Annotated in this window: 12 protein-coding genes and 1 riboswitch; of the genes, 6 read left to right on the forward strand and 6 right to left on the reverse strand. The window is 54.7% G+C overall.

Features of this window, described 5'->3' with window-relative positions; translation table 11 throughout:
- Positions 1-119: 119 nt before the first annotated feature.
- From adhP to BTUS_RS10285, 5 genes are all read left to right on the forward strand, one after another.
- Positions 120-1,130 (forward strand): alcohol dehydrogenase AdhP, encoded by a 1,011-nt coding sequence (gene adhP / locus BTUS_RS10265; protein WP_013076014.1) that lies wholly within the window; start codon positions 120-122, stop codon positions 1,128-1,130.
- Between the two features lie 31 nt (positions 1,131-1,161).
- Positions 1,162-1,434, forward strand: a complete 273-nt coding sequence (locus tag BTUS_RS10270; RefSeq protein WP_013076015.1) for a DUF4242 domain-containing protein — start codon at positions 1,162-1,164, stop codon at positions 1,432-1,434.
- A 146-nt stretch (positions 1,435-1,580) separates the two neighbouring features.
- Positions 1,581-2,729, forward strand: a complete 1,149-nt coding sequence (locus tag BTUS_RS10275) for an iron-containing alcohol dehydrogenase (RefSeq protein ID WP_013076016.1) — start codon at positions 1,581-1,583, stop codon at positions 2,727-2,729.
- A 40-nt stretch (positions 2,730-2,769) separates the two neighbouring features.
- The gene (locus BTUS_RS10280; RefSeq protein ID WP_013076017.1) at positions 2,770-4,128 is read left to right on the forward strand and encodes a sensor histidine kinase; all 1,359 of its coding nucleotides are present in this window, start codon (positions 2,770-2,772) and stop codon (positions 4,126-4,128) included.
- Entirely contained in the window at positions 4,106-5,554 is a 1,449-nt protein-coding gene (locus BTUS_RS10285; RefSeq protein WP_013076018.1) for a sigma-54-dependent transcriptional regulator, read from the forward strand. The genes BTUS_RS10280 and BTUS_RS10285 overlap by 23 nt, the downstream gene beginning before the upstream one ends.
- Before the next feature lie 465 nt (positions 5,555-6,019).
- Here the strand turns inward: BTUS_RS10285 and BTUS_RS16920 are convergent, their stop codons facing one another.
- From BTUS_RS16920 to BTUS_RS10320, 6 genes are all read right to left on the reverse strand, one after another.
- Complete coding sequence (locus tag BTUS_RS16920; RefSeq protein WP_013076019.1) at positions 6,020-7,024, reverse strand: HD domain-containing phosphohydrolase; 1,005 nt, start codon at positions 7,022-7,024, stop codon at positions 6,020-6,022.
- 904 nt (positions 7,025-7,928) lie between these two features.
- Positions 7,929-9,557 carry a nickel-dependent hydrogenase large subunit gene (locus BTUS_RS10300; RefSeq protein WP_013076020.1) on the reverse strand — a complete coding sequence of 543 codons (1,629 nt, stop codon included), beginning with the start codon at positions 9,555-9,557 and terminating at the stop codon, positions 7,929-7,931.
- 27 nt (positions 9,558-9,584) lie between these two features.
- Entirely contained in the window at positions 9,585-10,556 is a 972-nt protein-coding gene (locus BTUS_RS10305; RefSeq protein ID WP_013076021.1) for an NADH-quinone oxidoreductase subunit B family protein, read from the reverse strand.
- 44 nt (positions 10,557-10,600) lie between these two features.
- Positions 10,601-11,287 (reverse strand): hydrogenase nickel incorporation protein HypB, encoded by a 687-nt coding sequence (gene hypB, locus BTUS_RS10310; protein ID WP_013076022.1) that lies wholly within the window; start codon positions 11,285-11,287, stop codon positions 10,601-10,603.
- Positions 11,288-11,294: 7 nt separating this feature from the next.
- Complete coding sequence (gene hypA, locus BTUS_RS10315) at positions 11,295-11,639, reverse strand: hydrogenase maturation nickel metallochaperone HypA (RefSeq protein ID WP_013076023.1); 345 nt, start codon at positions 11,637-11,639, stop codon at positions 11,295-11,297.
- Positions 11,632-12,219, reverse strand: a complete 588-nt coding sequence (locus BTUS_RS10320) for a DUF1641 domain-containing protein (protein ID WP_013076024.1) — start codon at positions 12,217-12,219, stop codon at positions 11,632-11,634. Before BTUS_RS10320 ends, hypA begins: the two co-directional genes overlap by 8 nt.
- Before the next feature lie 269 nt (positions 12,220-12,488).
- Positions 12,489-12,571, forward strand: a riboswitch (cyclic di-GMP riboswitch).
- 57 nt (positions 12,572-12,628) lie between these two features.
- Here BTUS_RS10320 and BTUS_RS10325 point away from each other — a divergent pair.
- The gene (locus BTUS_RS10325; protein WP_013076025.1) at positions 12,629-14,383 is read left to right on the forward strand and encodes a methyl-accepting chemotaxis protein; all 1,755 of its coding nucleotides are present in this window, start codon (positions 12,629-12,631) and stop codon (positions 14,381-14,383) included.
- Positions 14,384-14,523: the final 140 nt, after the last annotated feature.

A 14,523-nucleotide genomic window follows, 5' to 3' on the forward strand; every position in this document is an offset into this window, starting at 1 on the left:
AAACGGCCGAAAATACTACTGTTTTTTTGCAATATCGATCAACGATTGAGTTGGCACCAATTTTGCTTAAAGAGGGAATCATACCACTCTTAAATCATTGTAATGGAGGTTGATGGTGGATGAAAGCTGCTGTCGTTCACAGTTTCAGCGAACCGTTACGCATTGAGGATGTGCCGAAGCCCACACCTGGTGAAGGCGAAATTGTCGTGAAGATTGAAGCCTCCGGACTTTGCCACACGGATATCCACGCCGCCCATGGCGACTGGCCGATCAAACCCAAGCTGCCCTTTATTCCCGGCCATGAGGGCGTCGGGATCGTGGAAAGTGTCGGCGAAGGCGTCACCCGGGTCAAAGAAGGAGATCGAGTGGCGATTCCCTGGCTGGGATACGCTTGCGGCCACTGTAAGTATTGCGTAAGTGGCTGGGAAACGCTCTGCCAGAGCCAAAAGCAGACCGGATACATCCTGGATGGGGCCTATGCCGAGTATGCCAAGGCTTATGCGGATTATGTCGGAATTGTCCCCAAAGGAGTGGATCCGTTCGACGCGGCTCCACTTACATGTGCCGGGGTCACCACGTACAAGGCCGTCAAGATGTCTGGAGCTCGACCCTCTTCCCTGGTGGCCGTATTCGGTATCGGCGGTCTTGGACACCTCGCCATGCAGTACGCGAAAGTCGCCGGCGCATCGGTAGTCGCTGTGGATTTAGTGGACGAAAAATTGGATTTGGCCAAGCAGCTGGGGGCGGATTTCGTTATCAACGGACGAAAACAGGACCCCGTTGCGGAAATTCAGAAGCTCGGTGGAGCCGACGCCGCCATCAGCGTGGCGGTATCACCGAAGGCCTTCGAGCAAGCGTATCAAAGCCTCCATCCAGGTGGCACCGTGGTGTTCGTGGCGCTTCCAGCCGACAACTACGTTCAGATTCCGATTTTCGAAACGGTCCTCAACGCCATCCGGATTCAAGGATCGATTGTGGGAACCCGGGTAGATCTGCAAGAAGTGTTTGACATTCATGCGTCGGGCTTGACAAAAGTGATGCACGAACGACGGAAGTTGGATGATGTGAACGAATGTTTCCACGAAGTTGAAAGCGCCAAAGCCAAGGCGCGGTTGGTGTTTGAAATCTGACGCGGCCCATCATACAAAGGGGGGGACCGGAGTGCCCAAGTTTATCGTTGAGCGTACGATTCCTGGCGCGGGCGAACTTTCTCAGGAAGACCTTCACCAGATCGCCAAAAAATCGAATCAGGTGTTAAAGGATCTGGGGCCAGATATTCAATGGATACAGAGTTATGTAGCGGATGATAAGCTATACTGTGTATATCGAGCGAAAACGGAGGACCAAATTCGTGAACACGCCCAAAAGGGCGGTTTCCCGGTTGATCGCATCCAGGTCATTCGTGATATGATAGATCCCACGACAGGCGAATAAGCTACAGATCTGAGATACGCATACGGCCGATATTTCATGAGCCCCTGGCGGGCTCTTCTTGTTTTACACGCAATCATTCGATTAGTTTGTACTAATTTGAAATATGTGATATAATTGTTTATAATCGGTTATAAGGGGTGACCGTCTTGCGACTCGCAAAATTTGTCGTCCCAGAAATTATTTTCGGTTATGGGGCCTTAAAAGAGGTGGGACGAGCTGTCGTCCGCCTCGGGGGCAGTCGGGCCATGGTGGTCACAGATCCCGGGGTCATCGAAGCAGGGTGGGCGAACAAGGTCACGCAATGTTTGGACGTCGTTGATGTCCCATGGTCCTTGTGGAGTGGGCTCACCCCGAACCCCAAGGACGCCGAAATCGAAAGCGGGGTGCAGCAGTATCTAGAGGATCATTGCGACTGCCTGGTCGCCGTCGGCGGTGGTTCGGTCATCGACGCAGCAAAAGCGATAGGCGCCGTGGTCGTACACGGTACTCGGGTGCACGATTTTGAGGGGGCAGACCGAGTAGGTCATCCGCTTCCTCCCCTCGTGGCTATCCCCACCACAGCCGGCACTGGCTCTGATGTCTCCCAATTCGCGGTCATTGTGGATACGAGCAGAAAGACGAAGATGGTCATGATTTCAAAATCATTTGTCCCAGATATTTGTCTCAGCGACCCGACCACGTTGATGACGAAGTCAGCCGAACTGACGGCATATACGGGTATCGACGCCTTGACCCACGCCATCGAAGCCTATGTGTCCCGGGCTGCCACTGCTTTGACAGATGGTTACGCACTCCGGGCGATACGGCTGGTCGCCACCTCTCTTCGCCAGTCCGTGGCATCGCGCAGCAACAGCGGGGCCAAGGAATCCATGATGATGGCGAGCCTGCAGGCCGGAATCGCCTTCTCCAACGCCGTGCTGGGAGCTGTACACGCCATGAGTCACGCCATCGGCGGGATGTTGGATCTGCCTCACGGCCTGATCAACGGAGTCCTGTTACCCTATGTGATCGATTTCAACCTCCTCGCCTGTCCAGAGCGATTCCAGGATGTGGCGGAAGCATTCGGCGAACGCATCGATCATACCCATCCTATGCAGGCCGCTGAGAAAAGCATAGGCGCCATTCAGCAACTGTGTACAGACATCGGTATTCCCAGCCGACTCCGCGATCTGGAGATTCCAAAGGAATTCATCGGCGAGTACGCATCCCGGGCCGTGCAAGATCCGTGTTTGGCCACCAATCCGAGGGACATGTCCGAGGCCGATCTGTTGGCACTCTTCGAATCCGCTTGGTAGAATGTTAACCCGACCTGGCACCCGCGGAGGGGGATGGACGGTGAGTGCCTTGACAACACCCGAAAAATTGGATCAACTGCTGGAAAGACTGACGGGGGTATATTCGTCCAAAAAAACATACTACCGCGAACTTCAGCAGACTGTGTACACCTTGGCCACACGCAATGTACAGCTTGAATTGCTCAATCGCATGGTCACCGAGTTTCACGTTCAGGGGTCTCCCGTAGAATGGGTGGGATTTCTCGGTTCCCTTTTGGAGGGTTGGCCGGGTTTAAGCCGAATTATTCTAACTTTACGAGAAAACGAGGAGCAAACGACACTGACGATGTACGATACATCAAGTCGCAACGCCACCATGATACCCGTTCCGGGGCACCGGTGCACAGCATTGGACAAAGACATTCACCATGCCAGAGGGCCGGGGAAAGATTTTCGCACCGAAGGGATCATGGAAGCAGATTTCCTTGAAGTGGAGGACGATCGCTTTTGGTTTCGCCTTTTGGGAAGGGAAAATGCTCGCTTCGGGGCGTTGATCCTTACATTCCACCCCCGATCCACAGCCTGGACGAAAGACGAACAGTTCCTCGATCGTTTCGCCGACCACGTACAAGTGTGCCTGGAGAATGCACTCTTGTATCGACGAATTCAACGCTATCAACACGAATTGCGACAAATCAACCGGTTTGCCATCATGGGCGAAATCGCAGGCGAGGTGGCTCATGAGCTCAACGGCCCCCTCACCATTCTTCTCGGCAATGCTCAGTTGTTGATGCAACAGTTGGACGAAGGAATGCTTCGGGAATTGGGGCAAGACATTCTGTCTGCAGGAATGCGGTGTAGGGACGCGGTACAACGTTTGCTGGTGGTGGCCCGGGGCGGGGAGATTCACCTCCAACCTGAGATGACCTCTTTGGAACGAATCGCCGATGACGCCGTTCAGAGTCTTCATGGCGTCTTCAAAGACCGGGCGATCGACGTTCGTTTGTCTTTCTCCCAAGGTCCGTTGTACACTTGGGGAGTATCCTCAGAGTTGGTCCAGATGGTGACCCATCTCCTTTCGAATGCTTGCGATGCCATGCAAGATCAGCCCGTGCGGCGGTTGATCCTATCAGGCAGCCGAAGGGACGAGAGCCTCTTGTTGCAATGCAGCGATACCGGGCCCGGAGTTGACCCATCCATCCTACCGGATTTGTTCAAACCCTTTATCACCTCCAAGTCTCCCGGAAAGGGAACCGGGCTGGGACTGAGCAGCGCTCGGCGCATTGCTCGAAAATACGGTGGGGATGTTCTCTTAGAGAATACAGGTCCGGATGGCACTGTGTTTACCGTTATCCTTCCCGCCGTTCATTCTCCCCAGGGAGGCGAGGTGACGGAACATGACCCACGTCCTCGTCGTTGATGATGATCCCGGGATCACCCGTTTTTTCCAACGCTTTTTTTCCCAACGCGGGGTAGCGGTGTCTTCAGCACACACCGTCGAAGAGTTTAACCTCCAACTGGAACAAGAATTCCATCTCGCTTTAGTGGACATTCGATTTGGAGCCGTGGATGGGGTCCAGTTGATCAACCAGCTCGCCCAAACGCACCCCCATTGTGCCGTCGTCGCCATCACCGGCTATGCCTCGGTGAAAACCGCCGTCCAGGCCATGAAAGCAGGAGCTCGGGACTTTATCGAAAAACCCTTTACAGATCTCGATCAACTGCAGCGCCAACTCGACGTTTATTTACGGGGATCCGGATCCAGCCGGGACGAGGATGACCCCTGGCCGGAACTGTGTCCAATCCTCCGAAAGATTGGGATGATCTGTGCGGCAAATTCTCCGTTGCTGCCCATTCTGCGAATCGCCATGCGCATCGCCGATTCAGACATCCCGATCCTCATCCTGGGTGAAACTGGGGTGGGAAAAGAGCAAGTCGCTCGGTTTGTGCATGAGGCCAGTTCACGGCAAAACAACCCCTTTTTGGCCATCAATTGCGCAGCGATCTCCGATACGTTGTTAGAAAGTGAACTCTTTGGGCACGAAAAGGGATCATTCACCGGGGCGACAGAAACGCGTCAGGGACTGCTGGAATTGGCCGACAGGGGGACACTGCTGCTCGATGAGGTGGCAGATATGCCCGTCAGACTGCAGACAGTGCTCCTGCGGGTTCTCGAGCAAAAAGAGTTTCTGCGCGTCGGCGGGCGGTCGCCGATTCGCAGTGACGCCCGGATATTGTCCGCCACGAATCGCCCGGTGGATCAATTGGCCGTCGAGGGGACGTTTCGAGAAGATCTCCTGTATCGGCTGGATGGCGTGCGTGTGGAAATTCCCCCGCTTCGCCATCGCAAAGACGACATTTTACTCATGATGAAGGATTTTTTGAAGCGACAGGATGTTCCGGAAGACCACGTGTCACCAGACTTCGAACGGTATTTGATCGCCTACGCATGGCCGGGTAACGTGCGAGAACTGTATCAGGCCCTTCGCCACGCCATAGCTCTGGCGGGCAAAGGGCCGATCACTCCGGAGCATCTCCCGGCCAGAATTCGGCATGCCGTGGAGGGCCACCCGCAAGATCCGGATGGTTTCACGTGGGATCAAGACCTTGACCAACTGACAAAGAGGATCCTCCAGGACTGGCTGCAAAAACAAGATTGCACTCTCGAGGAACTCGAGCAAACCCTCAAGCAACTCAATCGCCAAGTGTTGTTCCGGGTCGTTGAACACCTGTGGACAAAATATCAAAAGGATAAAAACAAAGTCTGCGAGATACTTGGCATCAACGAGCGCAAATTCCGTTATATTCTCTATGAACTCCGCCCGGACCGGAGGGACTCACACTGACGCAAAAGATCATAGACACCGGGCCAACCTAGCCCGGCGTCCAACCTCAGACGGTTTAGCCTTCCAAGGACTTCTTCCACACCTGCTTGCCTGCAAATTACTGAAATACTGGCGGAAACCCGAAGAGGTATTTGAAACCGTCTCAGCCACCGGGCTGGTGCCGGAGTACACCCTGGATTTATGCCGGCAAGACCTGGAGGTATTGACCGAGTGGGACTCAGCCGGCGACAGGAGCTGGACGACCTGGGGCAATGGTTTTTGGGCCCAGGTCGGGGAGTATGTGAAACGCCATTTGACGTACGCCGGAACCGACATCATGTACGGATGCTTCATCGCTTTCCGATCCCGTCAAGACTTGGCCACCTTACGCCGTCAGTTTCCGGTCGTTATACTTTGGCAGTAACAGGATATCTCTCCCGATCCTACGGGAATGACTCTCCCAGTAGCTCTCCACATCACAGACACTCAACCGGTACCGATCACTCCAGTCGAGATGGCCGGTTGGAGGCGGTACAGTTGTTCCACTTCCTTCCAATGATCGAGTAAAACGCGAACCATCCCGGGATCGAATTGGTGGCCGCTTTTGGCTCGCAGATACCCCTGGACTTTGGAAGCAGCCCAAGGAACTTTATAGGGACGATGCGAAAACAGAGCATCGGTCACGTCAGCCAGGGCGACGATTCGGGCGCTTTCGGGAATTTCATCGCCCTGTAATCCCTGGGGATACCCGCTGCCATCCACGTGTTCATGATGACACTGAGCAATCTCCCGCGCCATGAATAAAGCCTCGTTATACCCGTAGATTCTCGCCATATTCTCGCTGAATCGGGTCAGCAGTTCGGCGCCCCGGGTGGTGTGGGTTTCTACCAGCTGCCGCTCCGCCGGGGTCAAAGGGCCCGGCTTAAACAAGATTTCCCGAGGAATGTACAACTTTCCAACATCGTGCATCACTGCGGCCATCCCCAACCACCTCGCCCGCCCCTCCGGCCATCCCAACCACCCCGCGAGAGACCGGGAGAGCCGGCTCACCCGATCCAAATGGTGCGCCACCGACGGGTCATCGGCTTCGGCCATCTGGGCGATCAGCCAAAAAAGTTGTTCGTGGGATTCGGCAATCGTTTGATAGGACACGTCCTCCACATCCCGACAAACCCCCAGGTAGTACACCTGACCAAAAGTACGAACCGGCGTCACCGTTAGGGAGAAATTCCACACGCCCCCGTCTGCCCGTGCACTGCTCACGATCCCTTTCCACCCCTGTCCGCGTTCCAAATGTTCGCAGACGGATGCGGAAGTGCCGGGGAACAACCCCTTGGGTTTCGCATAAACCGCATCTTGCCCCACCAACTCTTCGCACCTGAAGCCGCTCGCCCGCTCATAAGCCGGGTTGACGGCCAACAACCTGTGCCGGGCGTCGGCCACCATCACCGGATCATCGAGAAGCATATACGGGGCATACCAGTTTTCCATCTGTTGCTGACCTCCAGTATTCAGGACTTTCCCAACTGTTCAGGCGCGCCGCTCCCCTTGAATCATCTTCACCACATCCTTCACCACCCCTACCCGTTCTTTCGTCCGAGCAGAGCAACTTCCGTGGCCAAAGCGAATACCCGGTTAACCATCGCCTCGGCTGGTTTGACCCCCTTGGACGCTTTGCCCCCGGTCTCCCACGATCCACAGCGAGCACGATCGTATTGCCAGCGGATTGAAATTCGCTCGTGCAGGCGCTGGTTACAAAGACCCGGTCCCAAGGCACACAATGCTGGAGGCTGGCACCGATAAAAGCTGTGGGAAGGATCGCGCGCCAGAAGGATGACCGCAAGTTTGATGCGAAAACTCGAAAGGGCAGCGATCGCACCTCAGGGTCATGAGACGTATTAAATTTTTGCGTGTTGAGTGGAAATCTCCGTGAGTAAGTGACGAAACCGGGGAATTTGAGCGGCATGTGGCGGAGAGCGGTTGAAATGGTTTCGAATATCTTTAATTCCATATATTGTAATTAATGGGCAATTAACCCCCCCCCCCCCCCCCCGTTTTACATATATTACCATATTCAGCGACTTCGGAGAGTGCACAGAGACTTCTCGGAAAATGAGGTCAGCAGTGGCCCCCATGAAAATCCCCCCACGCCTAATCCTATTTTGTTCTAGTTTCGACACCGCGGATAATATTTCCTGCAATCGTTCTGTTTCTCCATCTCACCTGACCGGCATTACCGGCCCACTCGTAAACATCCGCCTCCGAACGCCGGGCGGCGGCCCGAGCGCCCAGAGTTTTCGAATGAGCGTCGGGCCGACCCCGTCGTCGCGACGGAGCAAGTTCCCGCAGCCGATCATCAATGTCGACACATCAACACAGCCTATCCCCTTCGAGATTAGAACTTGGTCACTTCGTACATCGCGAGCTCTTTCTTCGTCTTCGCGTCATAGGCGTGGACCGTGCAGACGAGGCACGAATCGTAGCTCTGCGCCACGTGCGCCAATTCGACCGGATCGTTCGGATTTTTTAGCGTCGCGCCGATCATCGCCGTCTCGATCGGTCCACGATTGCCGTGGCGATCCCTCGGGCCGATATTCCATGCCGTCGGTGTGATGACCTGGTAGTTTTCAATTTTGCCGTCCTTGATCTCAATCCAGTCGGCCAGAGCTCCGCGAGCCGCCTCTGTGGCACCAAATCCTCTTCCCTCCGGAAGTTCTCGAGGCTTGACATAAAATTTCTCGTTCAGATCAATTTGCCCCAGCCACTTCTTCACATTCAAATAGTACTTCGCCGCTTCATGCAAACGCGCCAGCACGCGAACCATCACACTCGGTCCGATGGACTGGATAATATTTAAAAAGAGGGGGGAGCTATCCTGCCAATCTTCGGCACCCGGACGGCCGGCCATCACCTGACGGGCCAACGGACCGGCTTCCAGCGAAATTTCCTCGTCATGGAGTTGATAACGAGGGGCTTTTGCCCACGTGTACTTCCCCTCTTTTTGGCCCTCTTCCGGATCGATGGGGTCGGTTTTCCCATCAAACGGATGAAGGGATTCGCTGCCGCGATAGAAAGAATATGTATGGTCTTCTCGCACCCGCTCTTGATCAAAATCGTGAAAGTTTTGGCCGTCATAGATGCCTGCGCGAAAAATTAACCCTTCGTTGCGTTTGTTGATGACCGGATGCGTGTATTTCTCCGGATGAAAGAAACTCCCTGCCGTGATATACCGTCCCGGACCGGCACCGTATTGATTCAGGCCAATTTCCATCGAGTAGCGAATGAACAGCCCCAGGTCGGAATTGTAGTGTTCCGGCTTCTCGTCCAGCCACTTGAGAACGTCGTCCCATGTTTGATTCTCCAGCCACCGCTCAACGGAGCAGCCGAGGAGAACTTTTTCTAACCAGTTTTCCTTATAGTACTCGAGAATGGACGTCGAGCGCGTAATATCGGAAAGCGTCGGGGCGCACATCACCCCGCCCGGTACCATAAAGCTGGAATGCGGCCATTGTCCACCGAAGATGGCATAGATCTCCACCGGTTTGCCGGAAACAGCCACGCCGATTTCAAAGTGCTCGCCGGCAAAAGGATCCCAACGGCGAACCACTTCATCATACAGCGAAGCGGATTTGTAGTTATTGTTCGTCAAGCGGGGGGCAAACAGCGCATAAAACCAGCGTGGGATGCTCTGCAGCGTTTCCGCCGCCTGGGCGATATTTCTGATTAGTGTTGCGTTGGGGGGCACTTCCGTATGCCAAGCTGTATCCAGGGCATAAGCGGCCTTATACAAATGACTGCCTCCGCAAATTCCACAAATGCGCGGAGTCACGATGAGGCCCGCCTGAGGATCTTTGCCCTTTAGAATAATTTCAAATCCACGGAACATCGTCGATTCGGTCCAGGCGTTGACCACCGTATTGCCCTCAATCTCCACCTTGACGTTGAGGTCTCCCTCAACACTTCCGAGAGAGTGAACTCTCATGGTCCTCTTCTTGTCGGCAGATACTTGGTTATCGCTCACCATCCCTCACCGTCCTTTCAAATGTTCGCTTTAGGGCACAAACATATCTTTTTTTGCCCATTTCGGAGCAGTGGCACGAGCGACTCCGGCCTGAACGGAATAACTTACAGCATCCAGGCCTTCCGGAACTTCTTTGGGAATGGAACCGAATACCTTTTGTGTCTTAAATACAGTTCCCGGCACTAAATCGAAGAAGGGCCACTCAGGCTCCGTACAACCGATACACGGCATCCCGGAACGGGTTTTTGACGACTGGCGGTTCCACAAGATGCGATTGCACGGGGAGTGTGTCATCGGACCGCGGCAACCTTGCTCATAGAACAGACAGCCTTTGCGCGTTCCTTGCCCAAATTCCTCTGCCGGCTCCTTCCACTCAAAGTATTGCGCGCGCGTGCACCCTGTCTGGGTAAATGTCGTAAAGAACGTTTTCGGGCGGTGTACATCATCCAGATGAACATCTTCGGCGCGCCCGGTGGCGATCGCAACGAGCACTTGCGTGATCCAATCCGAGTGAGCGGGACAGCCGGGTATGTTAATGACAGGCAACCCCGCTTTCGAACGGAAATCCGCGCCGAGAAAGCCACCTTCCTCTTTTCGTAAATACTGAAGGCCGATCGATTCGGTCGGATTCGGATGGATCGCCACAATCCCGCCCCAACACGCGCAGTCGCCTACAGCGACAACATACCGGGCTTTGTGGGCAAGATCCCAAATCCAGTCTTTTGTTGGCCGGTCCATCATGGTGTTGTAGCGTCCCGTTCCGTTCGGCCCCAGAATCACGGTCCCCTCGACGACGAGAATGTCGAGATCGATCGTGCCATCCAGAATCTGTTGGAATATCTTGTGCACATAGTCGCCAAAGTCCTTCGTCAATGCATGGTGATGAAGGATGTTGATCCCGAAATCGGTGACCAGATCGACCACGGTTGGCTCTTCGGCATTGAACAGCGAATGCGAATTACCATTGCAAGCCCCTCCGTCCAGCCACAAAAGATTCGCCATTCTCCCCACCCTTTCCCGTTGATCAGCGCTCTGATGGCCGTGGTTTAAGCGGAATTGACCGCTTTCCGAGTGGCCTCCAGGTGAGTGATCCACGCGTCCATCCCGTCACCGGTACGCGCCGACACTTCGAACACGGCAATCCCCGGCCGGACTGCGTTCAACGCTTCGTGGAAACGCCCCCGCTGAAACTCGACTGCCTCCGCCAGGTCGATCTTTGTAATGAGGGCCACATCTGCACTGTTGACGATCGTCGGGTATTTGGACGGTTTGTCTTCCCCCTCTGTGACGGAGAAGAGAACCACCCGTTCGTTTTCGCCCAAATCGTAGCTGGCGGGACAGACGAGATTGCCGACGTTTTCAATGAAGAGATAGTCGAAGTCTGTCAAACGCCAGTCTTCCAAAGCGTTCGCGATCATCTCTGCCTCCAGATGGCAAACCGTCCCCGTCGTGATTTGTCGGACGCTCACCGCAGCCTCACGTAGGCGTTCAGCATCATTGTCCGTCGCCAGGTCGCCCACGAGAGTCGCGACGCGATGCCCTCTTTGGTCGAGCCTTGCCAGCGTCTCTTTCAACAGGGTTGTTTTTCCCGCTCCCGGGCTGGAGACCAAATTGACAACGTAGACACCGGACGCTTGGAACCGATCGCGCAGCATCCGGGCAAGGTGATCATTTTTCTTCAGGACATTTTGCCGAATCTCAACGATGCGCGGACTTGCTATCGTGTCAGCCATTTCGTCGTCACTCCTTTTCCAGCGCATAGAGCTCCATTTCACGCCCCTCCAGCACATTGCCGGTTTTCGCCCCGCACAAAGGGCAGCGCATGGGAAGCGGCTGGCTTAAAGTGCTCGCCTCCTGGCATTCCGGACAAAAGACTTTGACCGGAACATCCTCAATCACCAGTCGTACGCCCTCAAGGGGTGTCCCCTGAATGGCCACATCGAACGCAAACTGCAACGCTTCTTTCACAACGCCGGATAAAACGCCCAGTTTCATGTGGAGGACGTCCACCCGTTTCATCCCTGATTCTTCTGCTGCTTCAGCAGCCAGTTCGACCATGTGATACGCAATCGACAGTTCATGCATGCTGAATCTCCTTGGAAAACTGCCGTGCGAAGTTAACGAGAAAGTGGATGGTCGGCTGAATTTCCGGATCGGCGACCAAGCGCATAAGACCGATTACCCCAATTTTGTTCGTCTCAGTTTGAGCCGTTGCTTTCGACGCTTGAACGAGCGAACGCGCCGCTTTTCCGATGATTCGTATCACGCGAAGATCAAGCACGTCGCATTGAAACAACTCCTGAACTTGTGGAGAATCAATCATCTCATGTATGCGGTGCAAGGCGTGGGAGGCGTTATGCAACATCTCCACATACTCGGATTTCTTCAGGTCTTGCCGCAGGAATATAATCAGGTCGTTGATCGAGTCGGCAATTTCCGGTCCGCGGCGCAGAAAATTTTCGATCATATCGATCATATCGATGAAAGACGATACGCTCGCCAATTTGTCGAGCAGATGAACCAATTGCTCGGTGGTTTGCTCATCCAAAAGCTTTTCTTCCAAGGGTCGGTGGATCGTTTCCACGACTGCTCCTCCCCCCGTTTGTGCCAAGGCAGCTCCTCCTTTCGCAGCAAACACATCAGCAAACGCGTTTTTTGTCGCCATATATGTTGCTCCCTCACCACCTTCAATCGGTAGTATGACCAAACCCGCAAAGGACATTCCAATCGAAACCCGCGATGACCCGTGCCGAGTTTTCCGGGACTCTTCTCATTCAATCGCACGATCCGGCATTGGATCATTCCGTAAAAATTTCTTCACAAGATCGCCTTTAAATATTGATCGATGTGAAGGGCGATATCCGTTGATCGACCAACATTTTCACGGTAGAGTAAACGTGAAACTGGATCTGTGGGCGAATGTTATACATCCTGTCTGGTTTGGAGGCAATGAAAAACTGTCTGGAATTGGGCGCTTGGACAGTTGGGAGCCAGTAGCGCAACCGGCCAATGTCTCGGGGAGATATTGGCCGTTTTTTGTGGTCCCAAACACCTCAATTGGAGGGATCCCACCGATGCCGGAACTCTTGGGTTTGAAAAAAGGAAACAAAGAAATGGTTCTGGAGCCGATTGTAGAGACGGACATCGAATCCACACCGCGCATGAAGGACAAGTTGACATTTCTGCAGTTGTTCAAGCGGGATCTGGAAACGATGCGGCAAATCAAAGACGACATGGACCAGATCATCGAAAACGTTTCCGTGCGCCACTACGACATGATTGAGCGGTTCCCCGGTTTGCAAGGCATCGTGGATCGGCACAGCAATCGCCAACGGTTGACACAAACATTCATCCATTATTTTCAGACGCTGTGCGCCATTGAGGATGTGGACGCGGAATTTATTCACAGCCGCGTGAAAATTGGACAGATACATAGTCGCATTCACCTGACGCCCGAATGGTACCTGGGCTCTTATGTAAGGGTGTACGAATATCTTATCCCTTGCCTTGTTCGGAAATATGCAAAGCACCCCGAGAAGTTGGGGAACATTCTGTTGTCGTTCCTGAAAGTCATTACCTTGGATATGCAGCTCATCATCGAGGCGTATCAGGAAGAGAACGATTTCAAACTGATCGACAACATCTCGGGAATTATGGAATCCATCCTGGGCATGGACGGCACCAAGGAAATCCTCGAAGCGGCGTCAACGGCAGCCGACCACGCCGAAGGGATCAGCGCCGCTGCCCAACAGCTCACCGCTTCGGTCAAAGAAGTGGCCCATCAGGCCGTCCGGGTCGCCGAACATTCCGATCGCGCCGTCCAGGATGTGGAGACGGGCCGACAGGTGATCGAAGACTCCCTGCAGGGGATATTGTCCCTCGGAGACTCCTTTGAAAGCATGCAGACAAAAGCCGATTCCCTGTCCTCAGCCATCGAGGACATTTCGCACGTGACCGATTTCATCCGCAACATCGCCGACCAGACAAACCTGCTGGCGCTCAACGCCGCCATTGAAGCGGCGCGGGCCGGCGAGCACGGTCGGGGGTTCGCCGTCGTCGCCTCCGAGGTCCGTTCCCTGGCGGACCAAACCAAACAATCCGTTCATCAGATTGCCGCCACCATGGAGCAGGTGCAGCAAGAAGCCCGGTCGATGCGGGATCTGACCGTCCGGGTGGTGGAGGAGCTCCATGTTCGAGTCGAGCAGTCTCAAGAGGCCATCCAAACGCTCGGGGGAATGGTCGAACAAGTGACACGGATGGGGGAACTGACCGCCGGGATCGCCGCGACCACAGAGCAGCAGTCGGCGGCCACCGAAGAAATCACCACCCGCATCGGTCACGTGTTAAGCGACACCCAGCGGACAAAGGAACGGGTGAACGCGATGGGGGCCCAGATCCACCAAACCAGCGTCCAGGCCAATCGCCTCCGCCTGGCGCTCATTGAAAATCTCAGCCACCTGCAGGATAAGCAGGTGGTGCGCGTGGCCAAAACCGAGCATCTGTTGTGGAAGTGGCGGCTGCACAACATGATACTCGGTTTTGACGTCGTCGATGAGAAGGAGTTGGTCGATCACCGGCAATGCCGCTTGGGGCAGTGGTACGAGCAGGGTCGGGGGCGAGCCTCCCTCGCTTCCAGGGATTCTTTTCAGGCGATTGAGGAACCGCACCGGCGGCTTCACCATCTGGCGAAGCAAATCTACCGGCTGCTTCTCGCAGGGGAGCGAACGGAAGCGGAAAAGCGCTTGATGGAGCTCGAACAAGCGTCTCATCAGGTTGTGGAAAATCTGGATCGCCTGTTGTCGGATTTGGAACAGGGGCCCCGGGCGTGAAAGACAGCTGGAACGGCAATGTTTCATGTGTCGATACATCTACGGGCAGTCCTACCGACAGACTCGGTACCGACTGAACCTGGAAAACGTCAAGACGGTCGATAACGCGCCCGCTCGGGCAACAAAAAACCGGCGAGTCG

The organism is Kyrpidia tusciae DSM 2912, assembly GCF_000092905.1.
Taxonomy (GTDB): domain Bacteria; phylum Bacillota; class Bacilli; order Kyrpidiales; family Kyrpidiaceae; genus Kyrpidia; species Kyrpidia tusciae.

What these genes read in the sequence shown, in the direction of transcription:
- adhP (WP_013076014.1), top strand. Translation starts at nt 120, where the DNA reads ATGAAAGCTGCTGTCGTTCACAGTTTCAGCGAACCGTTACGCATTGAG.
- BTUS_RS10285 (WP_013076018.1), top strand. Translation starts at nt 4,106, where the DNA reads ATGACCCACGTCCTCGTCGTTGATGATGATCCCGGGATCACCCGTTTT.
- BTUS_RS16920 (WP_013076019.1), bottom strand. Translation starts at nt 7,024, where the DNA reads ATGGAAAACTGGTATGCCCCGTATATGCTTCTCGATGATCCGGTGATG.
- BTUS_RS10300 (WP_013076020.1), bottom strand. Translation starts at nt 9,557, where the DNA reads ATGGTGAGCGATAACCAAGTATCTGCCGACAAGAAGAGGACCATGAGA.
- BTUS_RS10305 (WP_013076021.1), bottom strand. Translation starts at nt 10,556, where the DNA reads ATGGCGAATCTTTTGTGGCTGGACGGAGGGGCTTGCAATGGTAATTCG.
- hypB (WP_013076022.1), bottom strand. Translation starts at nt 11,287, where the DNA reads ATGGCTGACACGATAGCAAGTCCGCGCATCGTTGAGATTCGGCAAAAT.
- hypA (WP_013076023.1), bottom strand. Translation starts at nt 11,639, where the DNA reads ATGCATGAACTGTCGATTGCGTATCACATGGTCGAACTGGCTGCTGAA.
- BTUS_RS10320 (WP_013076024.1), bottom strand. Translation starts at nt 12,219, where the DNA reads ATGGCGACAAAAAACGCGTTTGCTGATGTGTTTGCTGCGAAAGGAGGA.
- BTUS_RS10325 (WP_013076025.1), top strand. Translation starts at nt 12,629, where the DNA reads ATGCCGGAACTCTTGGGTTTGAAAAAAGGAAACAAAGAAATGGTTCTG.